Source organism: Streptomyces sp. NPDC087270 (assembly GCF_044744625.1).
GTDB lineage: Bacteria > Actinomycetota > Actinomycetes > Streptomycetales > Streptomycetaceae > Actinacidiphila.
Genome location: NZ_JBIUYR010000003.1, coordinates 46856 through 62666, shown reverse-complemented (window position 1 = coordinate 62666; position 15811 = coordinate 46856). Strand labels below are relative to the sequence as shown.

Here is a 15811-nt window from a genome sequence, read left to right as displayed (position 1 = left end):
AAGGAGTCCACGGTGTTGCTTCTCATCTCCCCGGACAGCGTCGAGGAGGCACTCGACTGCGCGAAGGCGGCCGAGCACCTCGACATCGTCGACGTCAAGAAGCCCGACGAGGGATCGCTCGGCGCGAACTACCCGTGGGTGATCCGGGAGATCCGCGGCGCGGTCCCGGCGGACAAGCCCGTCTCCGCGACCGTGGGCGACGTGCCGTACAAGCCCGGCACGGTGGCCCAGGCGGCGCTCGGCGCGGTGGTGTCCGGGGCGTCGTACATCAAGGTCGGCCTCTACGGATGCACGACGCCCGCACAGGCCGTCGAGGTGATGCGCGGAGTCGTCCGCGCGGTGAAGGACCACCGGCCGGACGCGTTCGTGGTGGCCTCCGGTTACGCCGACGCGCACCGGATCGGCTGCGTCAACCCGCTCGCGCTGCCCGACATCGCGCACCGCTCCGGCTCCGACGCGGCCATGCTCGACACCGCGATCAAGGACGGGAGCGGGCTGTTCGACCACGTTCCGCCGGACGTCTGCGGGGAGTTCGTCCGGCGGGCGCACGACGCCGGTCTGCTCGCCGCCCTCGCGGGCAGCGTCAAGGTCGCGGACCTCGGCGCGCTGACCCGGATCGGCACGGACATCGTGGGCGTGCGCGGGGCGGTCTGCGAGGGCGGCGACCGCAACACCGGCAGGATTCAGCCGCATCTGGTGGCCGCGTTCCGGGCGGAGATGGACCGGCACGCCCGGGAGCACGGCACCGTCGCCACTGTCGCCGCCGCGAGCTGACCGCCGGCATGCCGACGTACCAGCCCCTTCGCGCGCCGGAGGGCCGAGGTGAGCGCTTCGCGGTCGTCGACCCCGCTACGGGCGAGGCGTTCGACGAGGCCCCCGACCAGCGGCCGGACGCACTGGACGCCGCCGTCGACCGGGCGCACGCGGCCTGGCCCGGCTGGCGGCGCGACCCCGCGGCCAGGGCCGGCGCGCTGCTCGCGGCGGCCGACGCGGTCGAGGCGGCCGGCGCCGACCTTGCCCCGCTGCTGACCCGCGAACAGGGCAAGCCGCTGGCCGAGTCGTACGCCGAGATCGCCCGCGCGGCGGCCCGGCTGCGCTACTTCGCCGAACTGGACCCCGGGCGGCTGCCGATCACCGACGGCCGCCTGGTGCGCAGCGAAGTCCGCTGGCGTCCGCTCGGGCCGGTCGCCGCGATCGTCCCGTGGAACTTCCCGCTCCAGCTCGCGTCGGCGAAGTTCGCACCCGCGCTGGCCGCGGGCAACACGGTGGTGCTCAAGCCGTCCCCGTTCACGCCCCTGGCCACCCGGCTGCTGGGCGCGGTCGTCTCGGCCGTCCTGCCCGAGGACGTCCTGACGGTCGTCACCGGCCACGAACCCTTGGGCGCCCGCCTCGCCTCCCACCCGGGCATCCGCCATGTGACCTTCACCGGCTCGATTCCCACCGGGCGGGCCGTCGCGACCGGCGCGGCGCCCTCGCTCGCCCGGGTCACCCTGGAACTGGGCGGCAACGACGCCGCCATCCTGCTGGACGACGTGGACGTCGAACGGATCGCCGACCGGCTGTTCTGGGCGGCGTTCCGCAACTGCGGCCAGGTCTGCATGGCGGTCAAACGCGTCTACGCCCCGGCCCGGCTCTACCTCCAGGTCGTCGAGGCGCTCGCACAGCGTGCGAAGTCCGTCGTCGTCGGTCCCGGGCTCGACCCGGGCACGCAACTGGGACCGGTGAACAACGCGCCCCAACTGGCCCGGGTGGAGGGCTACCTGGCCCGCGCCCTGGCGGACGGCGCCCGGGCCGTGGCCGGCGGCCACCGGCTGGACCGGCCCGGCTACTTCTTCGCCCCGACGGTGCTGGCCGATGTCCCGCCGGGCAGCCCGGTGGTGCTGGAGGAGCAGTTCGGCCCGCTGCTGCCGGTGCTGCCCTACGACCACCTCGCCGACGCCGTCGCGGCGGCCAACGCCACCGGCTACGGGCTGGGCGGCTCGGTGTGGGGGACCGACCTCGACCGGGCCGAGGCGGTGGCCGAGCGGCTGGAGTGCGGGACGGTCTGGATCAACCACCACGCCGAACTCTCCCTCGCCCAGCCCTTCGCGGGCACCAAGGACAGCGGGGTCGGCGTCGCGGGTGGGCCGTGGGGGCTGTACGGGAACCTCCAACCGTTCGTCGTGCACCGCCCGTTGGAGGTGTAGGCGTGGCGTTGAGGTTCGACGCGGCGGTCCTGCGCTCGTACGAGAGCCCGTTCACCGTGGAGGAGGTGGTCCTGGCCGCGGGGCCGGCCGACGGCGAGGTCCTGGTACGGGTCGCGGGCTGCGGGATGTGCCGGACCGATCTCGCGGTGCGGCGTTCCGCGGGCCGCTCACCGCTGCCGGCCGTGCTCGGCCACGAGGGGGCCGGGGTGGTGCTGGAGACGGGCGGTCCCGACACCGGCCTGAACGCCGGCGACCACGTCGTACTGAGCTTCGACTCCTGCGGACGCTGCCGGAACTGCCAGGGCGCGGCCCCCGCGTACTGCGACTCCTTCGCCGCGCTCAACCTCTTCGGCGGGCGCAAGGAGAACGCGGAACGGTTCACGGACGCGGCCGGGGGCGAGTTGGCGCCCCGGTGGTTCGGGCAGTCGTCGTTCGCCGAGTACGCGATGGTCCCGGCCCGCAACGCGGTCCGGGTCGATCCGTCTCTGCCCATCGAGCTGCTCGGGCCGCTCGGCTGCGGGTTCCTCACCGGCGCCGGCGCGGTCTTCCACTCCTTCGGCGCGGGCCCGGGCGAGAGCGTCGCGGTCTTCGGTGCGGGAGCGGTGGGCCTGGCGGCGGTGATGGCGGCCACCGCCGCCGGGGCGGTGGCCGTGGCCGTCGACCGGTACCCCGAACGGCTGGCCCTGGCGGAGCGGCTGGGCGCCGTTCCGGTCCACGCCGAGGTGGACGACCTGCCCGGCCGCATCCGCAAACTGACCGGCGGCGGGGCCCGGTTCGCACTCGACACCACCGGCTCGGCCCGACTGATCAACGACGCGCTGGGGGCGCTGCGCCCCACCGGGCACCTCGGGCTGGTGGCGCGGCTGCACACCGCGCTGCCGCTGGAGGTGGGGGCGTTGGACCGGGGCCGGCGGATCTCCCACATCTGCGAGGGGGACGCGGTGCCGGGGCTGCTGATTCCGCGGTTGGTCGGGTTGTGGCGGGCCGGGCGGTTCCCGTTCGACGAGCTGATCCGTACGTATCCGCTTCGCGCGATCAACGAGGCCGAACGCGACTGCGACGCCGGGCGGGTGGTCAAGCCCGTGCTGATCCCGGAGGGGCGGGGGTAGCGGGGGCGCGCCGCAGCGTATCTGACGACCTATCACATTGCTTGCCGCGGCGCGCCGTTCGGGTGGCCAGGTGCCGAACTCCCGTGCTGCCGAAGTGCCGTACTGCCGTGCCGCCGTGGCCGGCCCACCATCCGGCATGCGGGTCCGCCGGACTCTCACTCACACCAAGGGAGCACACACATGGTCAGCACAGCGCGGCAGGACGCCGGGGTGGAGGACGTGGAAGGAGGCGTCGGCCTCACCGCTCTCATGGTCGCCGCGGCGCGCGCGATCGAGACCCACCGCCCGGACAGCCTCGCCCAGGACGTCTACGCGGAGCACTTCGTGCGGGCCGCGCCGGCCTGCGCGGAGTGGCCGATGCGTATCGAGCAGGTTCGGGACGGGGACGCGAACCCGCTGTGGGGGCGGTTCGCACGCTACTTCGGGCTGCGGACCAGAGTCCTCGACGACTTCGTGCACCGAACGGTGCACACCGTCGGCGCCCGCCAAGTGGTCCTGCTCGGTGCGGGGTTGGACACCCGGGCGTTCCGGCTCAAGTGGCCGGCCGACTGCGTGGTCTACGAGATCGACCGGGACGGCGTCCTGGCGTTCAAGCACCAGGTCCTCGCCGGACTGTCGGCCGCCCCGAAGGCGACGCGCGTCCCGATCCCGATCGACCTGCGCGACGACTGGGTCACCGCGCTCACCGACGCGGGCTTCGACCCGGCCGCCCCCAGCGTCTGGCTGGCGGAGGGCGTGCTCTTCTACCTGCCCCACGCCGCCGAGACGTACCTGATCGACACGGTGGACCAACTGACCACGGGGGGAAGCGCCCTGGCGTTCGAGGTCAAACTGGAGAAGGACCTGCTGGCCTACCGCGACAGCCCGATCTACCTCTCGACGCGTCAGCAGATCGGCATCGACCTGCTCACCTTGTTCGACCGCCAGGCGCGACCCGACTCCGCGGGCGCCCTGGCGGCCAAGGGCTGGTCCACCACGGTCCGCACCCCCTTCGACTTCACCCGCCAGCACGGCCGCGGCCCGCTGCCCGAGCAGAACGACGCGCTGGAGGGCAACCGCTGGGTGTTCGCCCACAAGCCCGGCCGGTAACTCCGCCGCCCCGGCCCCGCGTTCGCTCGGCGGATCTTCGACAGGGCTACGGTGGTTCCCGGCCTCGATGGCGTCCGAAGCGGGGGACCGTTGAGCAGCGACGCAGATCCGGACCGGCCGGTCCGGGACCTCAGCACCTGGACGGTCGGCCGCCTCGAAGCCCTCACGGCCACGCGGCAAGGCCACGAGCTGGAGCGGATCAGGGTCGTCGCCCAGGCCCACGTCCACCGATCCGGTGAGCCACGGCCGGCCCGGCTGCGCTGGGCCAAGCTGTCCTTGCACGCCAACGCACGCCTCCCCGGCGACAGTTCGTGGAGCCGGGCCCGGAAGACCCGGCAGAACTTCGCGCTGCGCACCTGGGTCATCGATCACCTCGGCCCCGACACCGACCCGGACTGGCAGCCCGCGGTCCTCGCCGCCGACACGCTGGCGGCGCTCACGCTCGACCCCGACCGGGCCGTCGCGCTTGCCGCGCGGTGGCGTGACCTCCCGGTCGGGCAGATCGATGAACTGAGACGGCACAAGAACATGACCGCCCACCTGGACCGGCTGGTGGACTTCCTGCCGCCGGGACCGGTCAGGGACCGGCTTGTCACCTGGACGCGGGCGCGCACGCACCTGCCCTGAGCCGCCGCCCGATCCCGGAGGTTCGTGGAACGGGCCCCGGTCCGCGGCCGGTTGACCGCCGCGGGCTCGCTGCCGGCGGCGTACTGCCCTCTTCCGGCGTGCTGCCCGCTCCCGGCGGACCGCCTACTCGCCGGCGCGGGCCACCAGCAGGGGCTGGAAGAAGCCGGTCTGCGGCGGCATCCGCCACCCGGAGTCGACGAACCCTGCCTCGGCCGCGAAGCCGGCCAACCGGTTCCGGGGGAGCGCCCAGTAGGTGGTCCGCCGAACCTCGACACGCCACTCGCCGCCTGCCGGAACGAGCTGGAAGTGCTCCAAGTCGTAGCGCTCGCCGTCGTCGTGCCAGTGCCAGAGCTGGAAGGTGACGGTCCGCTCCTCGCCGCTGCCGTCGCCTTCGGCGATCCGGTGGACCTGCGGGGGAGTCGAAGCCGGCCGCTCGCGCACCAGCTCGTCGTACGGGCGCGTGCTGACCAGCAGCAGGCCGCCGGGACGCAGCACGCGGCGCATCTCGGCCAGGGCGGCGCGCACCTCCTGCCCGGTCAACAGGTGAGGCAGCGAGTTGTCGGCGCAGACGACCGCGTCGAACCGGCCGTCAGCAAAGGGGAGATGCCGCATGTCGGCGGCGGCCGTGCGCAGCCGCAGGTTCCGGCGCGCGGCCTCCCGTGCCGCGCGGGCGGCGGCGCGAGGGCTGATATCCGTCCCGGTCACGCGGTGCCCGCGCAGCGCCAACCCGATCGCCTGCGTGCCGATCCCGCACGCACAGTCGAGCACGTCCGCACCCGCCCGGCCGATCAGGGCGTCCAGAGCCGCACCCTGCCGACGGATGCTCGCGTCCCAGTCCGAGTAGATCAGGTGGTAGTCATCGGCCAACTCGTCGTAGAAACGCGCCACCGACATCCCGGGCATGACCCGAGACTACCGTCCCCGGTTCCCCGGAGGCGCCGGCCGCAGCCCGGTGGAGGGCCGCGATCGGGACCGGGTCCTGGCAGTCGACGGTGGCGGCCGCGAGTTCGACCGTTGCGGGTATGCGCACTCCTCCGCCGGAAGGTGAGTCGCCCTCATGCTTCCACCCGGCGACGGTGTTCCTCCGGGACGGGCGCCGGGGCCGGGCTGGGGGCCGGGGGTTGTCGGTGGTGGGTGGGAAGGTGGTGGGTATGGATGCGCGGTGGATGCAGCGGCGGGTGTACGGCGCCGATCACGAGGACCCCGATCCCGGGCCGCGGCCGGGGCGTCGGTACGTGGAGCTGGTGGGCGGCCCGCTGGACGGGCTGCTGTTCGACCTGACCGGGTTGGCGGACGCGGAGCGGTCCGGCGGTGTCGCGCTGCCCACGGAGATCGGCGCGTTCGGGCCGGGCGGGCGGGCGTACTACGGGCCGCGGCCGGGCAGCGAGGGCAGTTGGCACTGGGAGGGCGACATGCCCTGACGAGCGGATGGGTCAGGTCGAGGCCGCGTCCGTGGGCGAAGGGACGGGGACGGGGAGGGGACGCAGGACCGTCAGCGAGTCCTCCGAGGTCGCGGCCATGGCGAAGGGGAACCGGTCGAGCTCGACGCAGAGGGCCACGTCATCGGGATGGACGCCCTGACGTACGCCCGCGGCCAGTTCGGCGGCGGCGCGCGACTCGGCGGCGCGGCGCAGGAACGCGGCCGCGTCCGTCGCCGCCCCGGTCGCCCGCCGGGCGATGTACTGGGCGCACGCCAGGTCCTCGTCGGCGCGCCCGTCCTCACCGGTGACCACGAAGGTGACGCTGTCGCAGCCGCGGGCCCGCAGCAGCCGAGCCGTCGCCTCCGCCACCACGAACCCGGCGCACAGCACCAGCGACGCCTCCTTGACCGCGAGGGCGCCGACCGTTCCCGCGGTGGTCTTCTGCACGACGGTCCGTCCGCCCAGGTCGACGGAGCGCAGCAGGCCCGGCGAGTTGACCAGGTCGAAGCCGGGCGCGGGCGGACCGTCCTTGAGCGCCGCCCAGTCCGGGTGGCGGGCCTTGAGCGCCCGGGCCTCGTCCAGCGACCCGGCGAGAACGATCTTCTCCGCCCCCCGGGCGAAGGCCCACGCGGCCACCGTGAACGCGCGCATGACGTCGACCACGACCGCCACGGACGGGACTTCGACCAGATCGGGGATACCGAGGAAACTCGCCTTCATCCGGTCATGATCGCGCATGCCCGACCCGAAGCACCCGCACGGTGCCGCACGTCACATCGACGGCCTCGGCTTCGGCTTCGGCCCCGGCCCCGCGCCAGGGCAGGGCGGCCACGTCGGGCGGCCCCGTATACGTATCCTGAGGGCTGGTTCTCGCTCGGCGCCGTATCGGCGATCGCAACGGGGGAAGGGCGCGGATGATGCGTACGACCGAGGGGTGGCGTCGACATGCGTTCACCCTTGGCGCCGCGGGAGTGGCCCTGGCTTCGGTGTCGGGCTGCGGCGGTTCGGGTTCCTCCTCCGACGGCGGGTCACCGCATCCGGCAACGGCGCCGCGCACCGTGGCCGCCACGACGCGACCTGCCGCCACGCCGGTGGTGCTGCACGGCTGCGGCGGGCAACCGGTCACCTCGCCCACGACGTTCACCCTCGCGTGCGGCGACGGCAAGATCAGCCTGGGCAGCCTGGTCTGGTCGGACTGGGGTCGGCCGACCGCCAGCGCCACGGGGAAGTACCTGGCCGTGGGCTGCGTACCGGACTGCGCGAGCGGCACCGAAGTCCCCTACGCGGCCACGGTGACCGTCAGCGGCCTGCTCGACGGCGGCTACACGGTGATGCACATCAGCGCGCCCCACGCCCCGAGCCGCACCGCCGACTACCGGCTCGACTACCAGGGACCGGTCGAGGCCCGCTGACCCGGGAGCACGGCCGTTGACGCGCTGCGGGCAAGGTGCCACCGGACAAGGGGCCACCGGGCAAGGTGCCGGGTGACGCGTCAGGCGAGACATCGAGCGACGCCCGTCCGCGCTGCCGCGTGTGTCGAACCCTTTGCGGCTGACTGCCGCCGGCTACGGGCCCGGTTCCTACGGGCGGCGGGTCGGGATCGGAGCGAGGGCGGGCCAGCGGGCGAGCATGCGGCGGCGCATCTCCGTGCTGAGCCTGCTCAGCCTGCTGAGGTCGGCGCGCTCGGCGGTCAGCGCGCCGACGACACCGAGCCGGTGGACGAGCCGTTGCCGGGCGGTCGCGGTGCCCCACGTCCAGTCCTGGTCCGGGATCAGGGCCAGGTGGTCGGCGGCGCCGCGGCGGGCCCGCTCGACCAGCGCGTCGCCCCGTAGCAGCCAGCCGGCGCACGCGTCGGTGAGGTCGCCGTCCGGTTCCGTGCCGGTCGCGGTGCGCCACGCCGTACGGTAGGCGAGCTCGGCCCGCTCCAGCAGCTCGGCGGACGCCGCGGTGACACACCAGCACGTCGGGAAGCCGATGCGCAGGTAGGCGAGTTCCACCACTCCGCTGCCCGTCGACGCCTGTTCGAAGTCGACGAACCTGATCCCGTCGGCGGTGTGCAGGTCGTTGCCGGGACACGGGTCCCCGTGGAGGAGGGCGTGCCCCGAGGCCCGGCCGAGCCGCCGCACGAGGTCGTCGAGCTCGCCGGACAGCCCCGGCGGGACGGCCGCTTCCAGCGCCTCGGCCAGCCCGAGGAAGGAGGCGACGTCGGCCGCGCCCGGGCCCGACCAGCGGGGGAGCACCCCGGCGTCCTCGGGGCCGGCGGCGGCGTGCAGCCGGGCCAGGGCCGCCGCGTAGCCGACGATCCAGTCGCCGGACGGGTGCCGGTGGTCCAGATGTTCCAGAACCAGCACCCGCTTGCCGGGATCGATGCCCAGCAGCGCGGGCACCACGGGCGGCTCGGCCCGGGCGGCGAGCCGCAGCGCGGCCACCTCGCGGGCGTACCGCTCCTCGGCGTCGGCACCGCCGACGATCTGCTTCACCACCGCGGTCGCCCCGGGCAGCTCCACCCGCCACACACGCGAGCGTGGACTGCTGCCCAGCCGCCGTACTCTCCCGGGCGAGCCCAGCGAAGCCCGCAACTCGTCCCCGAACGGCATCCGCGACCTCATGACCCGCCATCCTTCCACCCGAGCGGGCGACTCCCCGGCCGCTGCCGACAACTGGCGGCCGTTCACGTCACGGTCGCCGGCGGACGCGGTGACGGCCACCCCTCTTCGGCGCGCGGTCCGGCAACAACGGCTCGATCCGCGCCCACCGCGTATCGGGCAACGGCACACCCGGACCAACGACCCGGTCGCCGGGGGGAAAACGGACCTGCCGCCCACGACGCGAGGCCAAGCCGGGAAGCACCACCGTGATCTGCCTCGGCGCGGGCCACTTCGGCGTCGTACTCGTCGGCGTCGATGACCACCCGGTGCTTGGTTGAGCAGCGGTGATGCTTCGACTGTTCCGCTGCCTGATGGTCGCGGGCCGGCACCGGCGTCCCGTCCACGATGGGCACAGTGCCGTGACGGGCCGCTGGTTCGGTGCCAGGAGCGGCCCCGTGTGGTCCACGATCCGATCCGCCGGCGACTTCAACACCCCGAACAGCGGGGCGAGTTGTCGCAGAGTCCGGTGGGTGCGCCAGTATGCGGCGACGAGCAGCACCCGGCCCTCCAGCGGCCGGGACCAGGGCCTGTCCGGTCGTGCCGCGTCGGGCCCCCTCGCGTCCCAGCTCGGCGAGCAGCTTCCCGAAAGCTCGCGGGCTCAGCCCGGTGAACGGGGCTGACCAGGACGGCTCCGGCGCCGAGATCCCCCGAGGCACTGCAAGATCATGGCCCCCACCATCAGCAGCTCTGGACGTTCACCGCCACGGCGTTCCTGGACCTGTGGTCCGCACCGACGACGTTCGTCGCGCAACCGGGCCGCGGGCCTGCACGCCCGGGTGCGCGAGGGTTGCGCTGCTCGCTGCTCGCTGCTCGCTGCTCGCTGCTCGCCGCGCTGGGCGCCACCTTCGCGCTCCCGCTCGCGGTGGTCGCCGCCGCCGGCCCGATCGCCGAGGCGTTCACCCAGGACCCGGCCACCCGGGAGGTCATCACCCGGTACGTCCATCTCACCTGTCCCTTCTTCCTCCTCTACACGGTCATGGTCGTTCTGCACGGATGTCCCACCGGCCGTGGACGCACCGTGATGCCGATCAGGTGGCTGGCCGGTGCCGTCCACTCCGGCGTCATCACCTGGCTCCACGCAGGCCCGGACAGCCGTACGGGGCCGGTACTCCGCCGGCCAGGACGACAACGGCAGCCGCGCCCGGACACGGGGGAGCCGCGCCTGGACACGGGGGAGCCGCGCCCGGACACGCGGCAGCGCCCTCAGCGCGGAACGCGGTAGCGGAAGCAGACGACGCGCGAGCCGAACGTGCGGGTCTCCAGGAGTTCGAGGTCCACCCGGTGCTCGTGCCGGGAGAAGTAGGGAGTGCCGCCGCCGATCAGCACCGGGTGCACCCGGGGCCGGTACTCGTCGATCAGACCCGCCGCGGCCGCCTGCGCCGCGAGGGCCGCACCGCCGATCGCGATCTCGCCTTCCCCCGGCTCGGCCCGCAGCCTCGCGATCTCCTCGGCCACGCTTCCGGAGGCCAGGCGGGCGTTGCCCTGCACCTCCGACAGCGTGGTGGAGAACACCACCTTCGGGAGCGGCTTCCAGAGCCGGGCCCACTCCAGCATGGAGTCGTCGAGCGACGGGTCCTGGTCGGCGGTCTCCCAGTACAGCATCGTCTCGTACAGCCGCCGCCCCATCAGGTGGACGCCGATACCCCGCAACTCGTCGGTGACGAAGCGGAAGAGCTCCCCGTCGGGCGCCCCCCAGTCGAGGTCGCCGTCCTGCCCCACGATGTAGCCGTCGAGCGAGACGCCCATCGAATAGGTCACCTTGCGCATCGGGGTTCCTCCTAGGTAGCGGGTTCGACAGTACGACTGCCGCACGCCGCGGAACTCATCGCGACGCGCGGGTAGCGACCAGGCTGATCCGGGCCGCCCGCACAACCCTTCGGGGCCGGCCCGGGTCCAACCCGCATGCGGAAGCGACTTCTCGCCGTCCTGGCCCTGACCGCGGCAGCGGCCTGCGGCGCTCCCGGTGGCGGGCCCGGCTCCGCCGCCCCACCCAGCGAGTCCCCGACCGACACGGCCACCACGGCCACCACGGCCGTTACGGCCCCGCCCTCCGCCACGGCCACGGCCACCACCGGACTCCACCCCGACTTCGACGGCGACGGCCACGCCGACCTCGTCCTCACCGACACCGCCGCCACGGTCAACGGCAAGTACGCCGCCGGCTACGTGGCCGTGGTGTACGGCTCGGCGGCCGGCCCCGACGTCCGGCGCCACCAGGTGATCACGCAGGACAGCCTCGGCCTGGGCAAGGCGGGCACCGGCGGCGGGTTCGGCAGAGACACGGTCACGGCCGACCTCGACGGCGACGGCCGCAGCGACCTCATCACGCAGGCCGGCGGCAGTACGGTCTTCGTGGTCTGGGGCGGAAGGAAGGAACTCTCCGGAGCGGTCGAGCTGACCGGCGCCGCACCGCTCGTCGGCGACTTCGACGGCGACGGCCACGCGGACCTCGTCACGACCGGTGGCACCACCGGCGGCACGGACCGCCAGGTGACGATCCGCTTCGGCCCGTTCACCCGCGCGGGCAAACCCGCCCGCACCACGACACTCGACCTCACCCCCGACAACCCGTCGTACTACACCGCCCGGCCCACCGCGATCGGCGACGTGAACGGCGACGGCAAGGACGATGTGGTGGTCACCTGGTCGCACGTGTTCGCGGACGAGGCCCCGACCCCCCGCGCCACCGTCGTGTACCTAGGGGCGGCCGACGGCGTGTTGAAGAAGGGCCCGCGCCTCAAGGACGCGAACGGCAAGGACCTGTACGGCGCGTCCACCCTCACGTCCGACGTGAACCACGACGGCTACGCCGATGTGATCGTCGGCCTCACCTGCGAGAGCATCGGCGAGGAGACCACGCCTGAGGGCGGCAGCCGGCTGATGGTCGCGTACGGCGGACAGAGCGGACAGAGCACCGGCCTGAAGCCCACCGTGATCAGCGCGAAGACACCAGGGCTGCCCGGTGCACCGGACCCCTCAGGCTGCGACTTCGGGTACGCGCCGGCGACGGGTGACGTGAACGGCGACGGCTACGCCGACGTCGCGCTCGCCGTCCCGGCCAAGGACGGCACGATGGTGGCACTGGTGCTGCGCGGCGGACCGAAGGGTCTGACCGTCGAGAACGCGATGAGCGTGCCCGGCCTCTCGACGCGGCCCACGCTGGCGATCCAGGACCTGAACGGCGACGGCGCGGCCGAACTCGCGATCGGCACGTCGTACGCGAGCGCGGCCGACGACGCGGTGCGGGTGCTGCGCGGCGGCCCCGCCGGCCTCAGCACCGCAGCGCCGACGCGCATCGGGCCCGCGGATCTGGGACTGAAGCCGGCGCCGGGGGACAGCCTCGCCTTCGGCCACTGACACAGACGGACACGGGTAGCCACGGACACGGGTGGCCACGGACACGGGCGGCCCCTGACAACTGGCGGGCGCCGATTGGTCGTCGGCGGCACTCCTGGCCGGCCGGCTCGATCACCGCGCACCCGCCGGGTCAGGGCCGGGGTTTCTCCACGGCCGCGCGGATGGCGCGCATGACGGGGGCGACGTCGGCCGCGGTGAAGCCGATCTTGGTGTTGGTGCCGTCCCCCTTGATGACGAGGGTGACGGCGGCGGCCGTGGTCGGGGTGAACCAGGAGCACGTGGTGGCCGCGGTGGCGAGCATCGCGTTCTCGATCATGTAGGTGTTGCAGATCGCGCGCCCGCCGTGCGGTCCGGGGTCGGCGTCGGCGGCGCTGGTGGTGACCCGGTCGCCCGCGCCGTCCTCCTTGACGGCCGGGGGCCGGTCGAGGGCGTCGTGGAGATGGCCGGGGTCGAAGCCGGTGCCGTTGACGCCGCTGTAGAAGATCCACGCGCCGTCCGCGCGGTCGTCGTAGTAAGCGTGGACCGCCGTGCCGGACACGTCGAGTTGCTTGGCGGACTGCTGGAGGTCGCTGTTCACCCGCTTGATGACGTCGGCCGACGGTTGCCCCTGCGGGTAGCCGGCCGCGGTCCGCGGGGCGGTGAGCACGTACGAGGTGCCGCCGGCGCTGGTGTCGGCGCCGGGCTTGCTACCGGCGCTGCCACCGCCTGAGCCGTCCGCGCCGGTCGAGCCCCCCGCGCTGGCGGCGGCGCTGGGCCGGGCCGTGGAGCCGGCGGGGGCGGCGGCCGCGTGGTGGGCCGGGCCGCAGGCCGACAACGGCGCGCACGCCACGGCCAGTACGACAGCGGCCGATGTCCGTCGGCGCGGCGGAAAGGTACGTGCCATGTGCGGCCTCCTCAGGGCGGGACCCGTTTCCGGGCGGGCGGAACCAGGGCGGTTGCCGGCCGGAGCCCTGGGGTCGCCGGCAAGTCTGGCACCGGTACGCCCGCGGGGCAGCTCCCTCGTACAGCGACGCTTTCCACCCCCCGCCAGCGGAACTGGTGCCGGGCGCGACCCCATGGCACGATGTCGCCGGAGTTGGAGCCGGACTCGGGCTCGGGCTTGGGCCCGGACCCGGACCCGGACCCGGACCCGGGCTTGGAGCTGGAGCTGGAGTTGGAGCTGGAGTTGGAGCCGGGTCGGAGGAACGCGACCGGGCCGGAGGAGGGCGCACGCGGATGGACCTCGATCCGAGGCGCCTGCTGGTCCTGCACGCGATCGCGCACCACGGCGGGCTCGCCCCCGCGGCGCGGGCCCTCGGGCACACCCGGTCGGCCGTCTCGCAGCAACTGGCCAGCCTGGAACGGGAGGTCGGCCTCGCCCTGGTGGATCGCTCCGGCCCGCGGCTGGAACTCACCGCGGCCGGACGGCTGCTGGCCGCGGCCGGTGAGCGCATCGCCCACGAACTCACCTCCGCCGCACAGCAGTTGGGTACGGCGAACCGCGGGCTCGTGCAGGGCCCGGTGGAGATCGGCGCCCCCTCGGGAGTGCTCGCCCGGATCGCGGTGCCCGCGCTGCGGCTGCTCGAACGGTGGTTCCCGCAGGTCGAGCCGAGGTTCACCGAGACCTCCCCGCCGGAGGGCCTGCGGCGGCTGCGGCTGGGCGAGTTGGACGTCCTGGTCGTCGTGGACGACCGGGACACGGCGCTGCCCCTGCCGCCGGCGGTGCGCGCGCAGGTACTGAGCGAGGACGAGTACCGGGTGGTCGTCCCGGCCGCCTGGGGCATGCCCACCGCCGCCGAGCTCTCCGGCCGCCCCTGGATCAGCGCCCCGGCCCACTCCGCGCGCGGCCGCGCCTTCGCCCGCTTCGCCGCCGCCCACGCGGTCACACCCTCGGTCGAGCATCTCGCCGACCACGTGATCGCCGTCAAGGCGTTGCTGGCGGGGCAGGTCGGAGCGGCGGTGCTGCCCGCGTATCTCGCCGCGCGGCTCGACCAGGTCACGGTGACCGGACTGCCCGTCACCGGCAGCCAGATCACGCGGACGCTCTACCGCACCGGCCACGGCGACGGCGCCACCGCGGCCAAAGCGGCGGTCGACGCGCTCCAGCAGGCGGCCCGCGACCACGCCGAGGCCCTCACCCTGGCCGACCAGGGCAGCGGCGACATCATCATCCGCCCCCTGCGCGACCCGGCCGACCCGCCCCCGACGGCCCCGCGCGGCCTTACCGGACCTCGATGAGTTCGAGCAGGTTGTCCTCCGGGTCGTGGACGTAGGCGTAGCGCATGCCCGCGGTGGCGCCCGGCGCCGGGGGAGAGACGGTCCGCGCCCCGCAGTCCCCGGTGAGGTGGGCGAACGCCGCGTCGAGGTCGGGGACTTGGAGCGCGAGATGGCCGAAGGTCCGATCGGCCGCGGCGGCCATCGGATCGGGGTGGGACACCGGCCGGGACCCGCTGCGCTCGATCAGTTCCACGCGCAGGCCGCGGCCGTCGGACAGGACGGCGGTACGCACCCCGGCGGAGGGCAGGTCGACGCGCTCCTCGACCTGGTCGAGGCCGAACGCGGCGCCGTACCAGCGCTCCTGGGCGGGCAGGTCGGCCACCGAGAGGCTGACGTGATGGAAGCGGGCGGCGGGGGACGGCATGGCGGGCACCTCCGAGGTTAATCCTCTTTACCTGGTGAATGCTGTTAACCTTACCGCCATGGCTCCCCCTGGCAAGCGGCCCACCGGCCGGCACCACGGTGACCTTCGGCGCGCTCTGGAAGAGGCCGCGCTGGTCCTGGTCGCCGAGCGCGGTCCCCACGGCTTCACTCTGGCCGAGGCCAGCCGCCGCGCCGGGGTCAGCGCCGCCGCCCCCTACAAGCACTTCGCCGACCGCGACGCCCTGCTCGCCGTGCTGGCGGAGCGCGGCTACCGCGAACAGCGCGAGCGCTTCACCCGGGTGATGGCCCGCACCGACGACCCGGTCGAGCAGATGGCGGCCTTCGCGGCCGCCTACGTCCGCTTCGCGGCGGAGGACCGCGCCCTGTTCGACGTCACCTTCTCCACCGGGCTGGACAAGGCGGAGCACCCGGAACTCGCCGCCGCGGGGGAGGACCTGCTGGCCGCGCTGATGCCGGCCGCCGCACGACTCGCCCCCGATGACGACGCGGCCTACGACCTGCTGCTGCGCGTCGCCGCCGCGGCCCACGGCATCGCGGTCTTCCTGCGCCAGGGGTTGTTCGGCGTCTCGGCGGAGGCCCTGGACCTGACCGCGCAGCGCGCGGCCCGCACCGCGCGGGACATCTGCGCACCCGACTGACGAGGGCGGACGAACGCCGGCCGGGTGCCGTCGGGTCGGCCGGTCATCGCGCCCGGAGCGTCGTGGCGGGCGCCGAAGCGGCCCGCGGCGGGCCGT

The 15811-nt window shown here is 74.2% G+C and carries 17 protein-coding genes and 1 pseudogene; 11 read left to right on the top strand and 7 right to left on the bottom strand.

Translation table 11 applies throughout. From position 1 onward, the window contains the following. Positions 1-12: 12 nt before the first annotated feature. The 5 genes from ACIPAE_RS07040 (at position 13) to ACIPAE_RS07020 (ending at position 5011) form a co-directional block, all read left to right on the top strand. Entirely contained in the window at positions 13-774 is a 762-nt protein-coding gene (locus ACIPAE_RS07040; RefSeq protein ID WP_328459473.1) for a (5-formylfuran-3-yl)methyl phosphate synthase, read from the top strand. Between the two features lie 8 nt (positions 775-782). Then, positions 783-2186, top strand: a complete 1404-nt coding sequence (locus ACIPAE_RS07035; RefSeq protein WP_402443420.1) for an aldehyde dehydrogenase family protein — start codon at positions 783-785, stop codon at positions 2184-2186. A gap of 8 nt (positions 2187-2194) precedes the next feature. After that, positions 2195-3295, top strand: a complete 1101-nt coding sequence (locus tag ACIPAE_RS07030) for an NAD(P)-dependent alcohol dehydrogenase (protein WP_402443939.1) — start codon at positions 2195-2197, stop codon at positions 3293-3295. Positions 3296-3475: 180 nt separating this feature from the next. Next, on the top strand, positions 3476-4384 hold the full coding sequence (locus tag ACIPAE_RS07025) for a class I SAM-dependent methyltransferase (protein WP_329373466.1): 909 nt from the start codon (positions 3476-3478) through the stop codon (positions 4382-4384). A gap of 90 nt (positions 4385-4474) precedes the next feature. After that, a complete protein-coding gene (locus ACIPAE_RS07020) occupies positions 4475-5011 on the top strand; it encodes a hypothetical protein (protein WP_402443418.1) in 537 nt (178 codons plus the stop codon). A gap of 123 nt (positions 5012-5134) precedes the next feature. On the opposite strand, the gene ACIPAE_RS07015 is transcribed toward ACIPAE_RS07020, so the two are convergent. After that, positions 5135-5914 carry a class I SAM-dependent methyltransferase gene (locus ACIPAE_RS07015; RefSeq protein WP_402443416.1) on the bottom strand — a complete coding sequence of 260 codons (780 nt, stop codon included), beginning with the start codon at positions 5912-5914 and terminating at the stop codon, positions 5135-5137. A gap of 248 nt (positions 5915-6162) precedes the next feature. Here ACIPAE_RS07015 and ACIPAE_RS07010 point away from each other — a divergent pair, with 248 nt between their 5' ends. Beyond that, a complete protein-coding gene (locus tag ACIPAE_RS07010; RefSeq protein WP_329373473.1) occupies positions 6163-6432 on the top strand; it encodes a hypothetical protein in 270 nt (89 codons plus the stop codon). Between the two features lie 12 nt (positions 6433-6444). Here the strand turns inward: ACIPAE_RS07010 and ACIPAE_RS07005 are convergent, their stop codons facing one another. After that, complete coding sequence (locus tag ACIPAE_RS07005; RefSeq protein WP_329373475.1) at positions 6445-7152, bottom strand: 2-phosphosulfolactate phosphatase; 708 nt, start codon at positions 7150-7152, stop codon at positions 6445-6447. Positions 7153-7490: 338 nt separating this feature from the next. On the opposite strand from ACIPAE_RS07005, the gene ACIPAE_RS07000 reads away from it, so the two are divergent. Beyond that, positions 7491-7844 carry a hypothetical protein gene (locus tag ACIPAE_RS07000; RefSeq protein ID WP_402443414.1) on the top strand — a complete coding sequence of 118 codons (354 nt, stop codon included), beginning with the start codon at positions 7491-7493 and terminating at the stop codon, positions 7842-7844. A 168-nt stretch (positions 7845-8012) separates the two neighbouring features. Here ACIPAE_RS07000 and ACIPAE_RS06995 read toward each other — a convergent pair whose 3' ends face one another. Further along, complete coding sequence (locus ACIPAE_RS06995) at positions 8013-9041, bottom strand: aminoglycoside phosphotransferase family protein (protein WP_402443412.1); 1029 nt, start codon at positions 9039-9041, stop codon at positions 8013-8015. Positions 9042-9325: 284 nt separating this feature from the next. Beyond that, positions 9326-9736: pseudogene (locus tag ACIPAE_RS06990) on the bottom strand (transposase family protein); the annotation flags it as partial. A 131-nt stretch (positions 9737-9867) separates the two neighbouring features. On the opposite strand from ACIPAE_RS06990, the gene ACIPAE_RS06985 reads away from it, so the two are divergent. Beyond that, entirely contained in the window at positions 9868-10302 is a 435-nt protein-coding gene (locus ACIPAE_RS06985) for an MATE family efflux transporter (protein WP_402443410.1), read from the top strand. Here ACIPAE_RS06985 and ACIPAE_RS06980 read toward each other — a convergent pair. Next, entirely contained in the window at positions 10284-10847 is a 564-nt protein-coding gene (locus tag ACIPAE_RS06980; RefSeq protein ID WP_402443408.1) for a dihydrofolate reductase family protein, read from the bottom strand. The genes ACIPAE_RS06985 and ACIPAE_RS06980 overlap by 19 nt on opposite strands. Before the next feature lie 135 nt (positions 10848-10982). On the opposite strand from ACIPAE_RS06980, the gene ACIPAE_RS06975 reads away from it, so the two are divergent. Further along, the gene (locus tag ACIPAE_RS06975) at positions 10983-12437 is read left to right on the top strand and encodes an FG-GAP and VCBS repeat-containing protein (protein WP_402443406.1); all 1455 of its coding nucleotides are present in this window, start codon (positions 10983-10985) and stop codon (positions 12435-12437) included. A gap of 130 nt (positions 12438-12567) precedes the next feature. On the opposite strand, the gene ACIPAE_RS06970 is transcribed toward ACIPAE_RS06975, so the two are convergent. Beyond that, positions 12568-13320 (bottom strand): hypothetical protein, encoded by a 753-nt coding sequence (locus tag ACIPAE_RS06970; protein ID WP_402443404.1) that lies wholly within the window; start codon positions 13318-13320, stop codon positions 12568-12570. A 332-nt stretch (positions 13321-13652) separates the two neighbouring features. Here ACIPAE_RS06970 and ACIPAE_RS06965 point away from each other — a divergent pair, with 332 nt between their 5' ends. Further along, complete coding sequence (locus ACIPAE_RS06965; RefSeq protein ID WP_402443403.1) at positions 13653-14654, top strand: LysR family transcriptional regulator; 1002 nt, start codon at positions 13653-13655, stop codon at positions 14652-14654. Here ACIPAE_RS06965 and ACIPAE_RS06960 read toward each other — a convergent pair. After that, positions 14638-15057 (bottom strand): VOC family protein, encoded by a 420-nt coding sequence (locus tag ACIPAE_RS06960; RefSeq protein ID WP_329373488.1) that lies wholly within the window; start codon positions 15055-15057, stop codon positions 14638-14640. The genes ACIPAE_RS06965 and ACIPAE_RS06960 overlap by 17 nt on opposite strands. 58 nt (positions 15058-15115) lie before the next feature. Between ACIPAE_RS06960 and ACIPAE_RS06955 the strand changes: the two genes are divergently transcribed. Then, positions 15116-15715, top strand: a complete 600-nt coding sequence (locus tag ACIPAE_RS06955) for a TetR/AcrR family transcriptional regulator (protein WP_402443400.1) — start codon at positions 15116-15118, stop codon at positions 15713-15715. The last annotated feature ends 96 nt before the right edge of the window (positions 15716-15811 follow it).

Excerpts from the sequence above, each read along its gene's own strand:
- ACIPAE_RS06995 (WP_402443412.1), bottom strand. The coding sequence starts at position 9,041 with ATGAGGTCGCGGATGCCGTTCGGGGACGAGTTGCGGGCTTCGCTGGGC.
- ACIPAE_RS06965 (WP_402443403.1), top strand. The coding sequence starts at position 13,653 with ATGGACCTCGATCCGAGGCGCCTGCTGGTCCTGCACGCGATCGCGCAC.
- ACIPAE_RS06980 (WP_402443408.1), bottom strand. The coding sequence starts at position 10,847 with ATGCGCAAGGTGACCTATTCGATGGGCGTCTCGCTCGACGGCTACATC.
- ACIPAE_RS07025 (WP_329373466.1), top strand. The coding sequence starts at position 3,476 with ATGGTCAGCACAGCGCGGCAGGACGCCGGGGTGGAGGACGTGGAAGGA.
- ACIPAE_RS07005 (WP_329373475.1), bottom strand. The coding sequence starts at position 7,152 with ATGAAGGCGAGTTTCCTCGGTATCCCCGATCTGGTCGAAGTCCCGTCC.
- ACIPAE_RS07010 (WP_329373473.1), top strand. The coding sequence starts at position 6,163 with ATGGATGCGCGGTGGATGCAGCGGCGGGTGTACGGCGCCGATCACGAG.
- ACIPAE_RS06955 (WP_402443400.1), top strand. The coding sequence starts at position 15,116 with ATGGCTCCCCCTGGCAAGCGGCCCACCGGCCGGCACCACGGTGACCTT.
- ACIPAE_RS07015 (WP_402443416.1), bottom strand. The coding sequence starts at position 5,914 with ATGCCCGGGATGTCGGTGGCGCGTTTCTACGACGAGTTGGCCGATGAC.
- ACIPAE_RS06975 (WP_402443406.1), top strand. The coding sequence starts at position 10,983 with ATGCGGAAGCGACTTCTCGCCGTCCTGGCCCTGACCGCGGCAGCGGCC.
- ACIPAE_RS06970 (WP_402443404.1), bottom strand. The coding sequence starts at position 13,320 with ATGGCACGTACCTTTCCGCCGCGCCGACGGACATCGGCCGCTGTCGTA.
- ACIPAE_RS07035 (WP_402443420.1), top strand. The coding sequence starts at position 783 with ATGCCGACGTACCAGCCCCTTCGCGCGCCGGAGGGCCGAGGTGAGCGC.
- ACIPAE_RS06960 (WP_329373488.1), bottom strand. The coding sequence starts at position 15,057 with ATGCCGTCCCCCGCCGCCCGCTTCCATCACGTCAGCCTCTCGGTGGCC.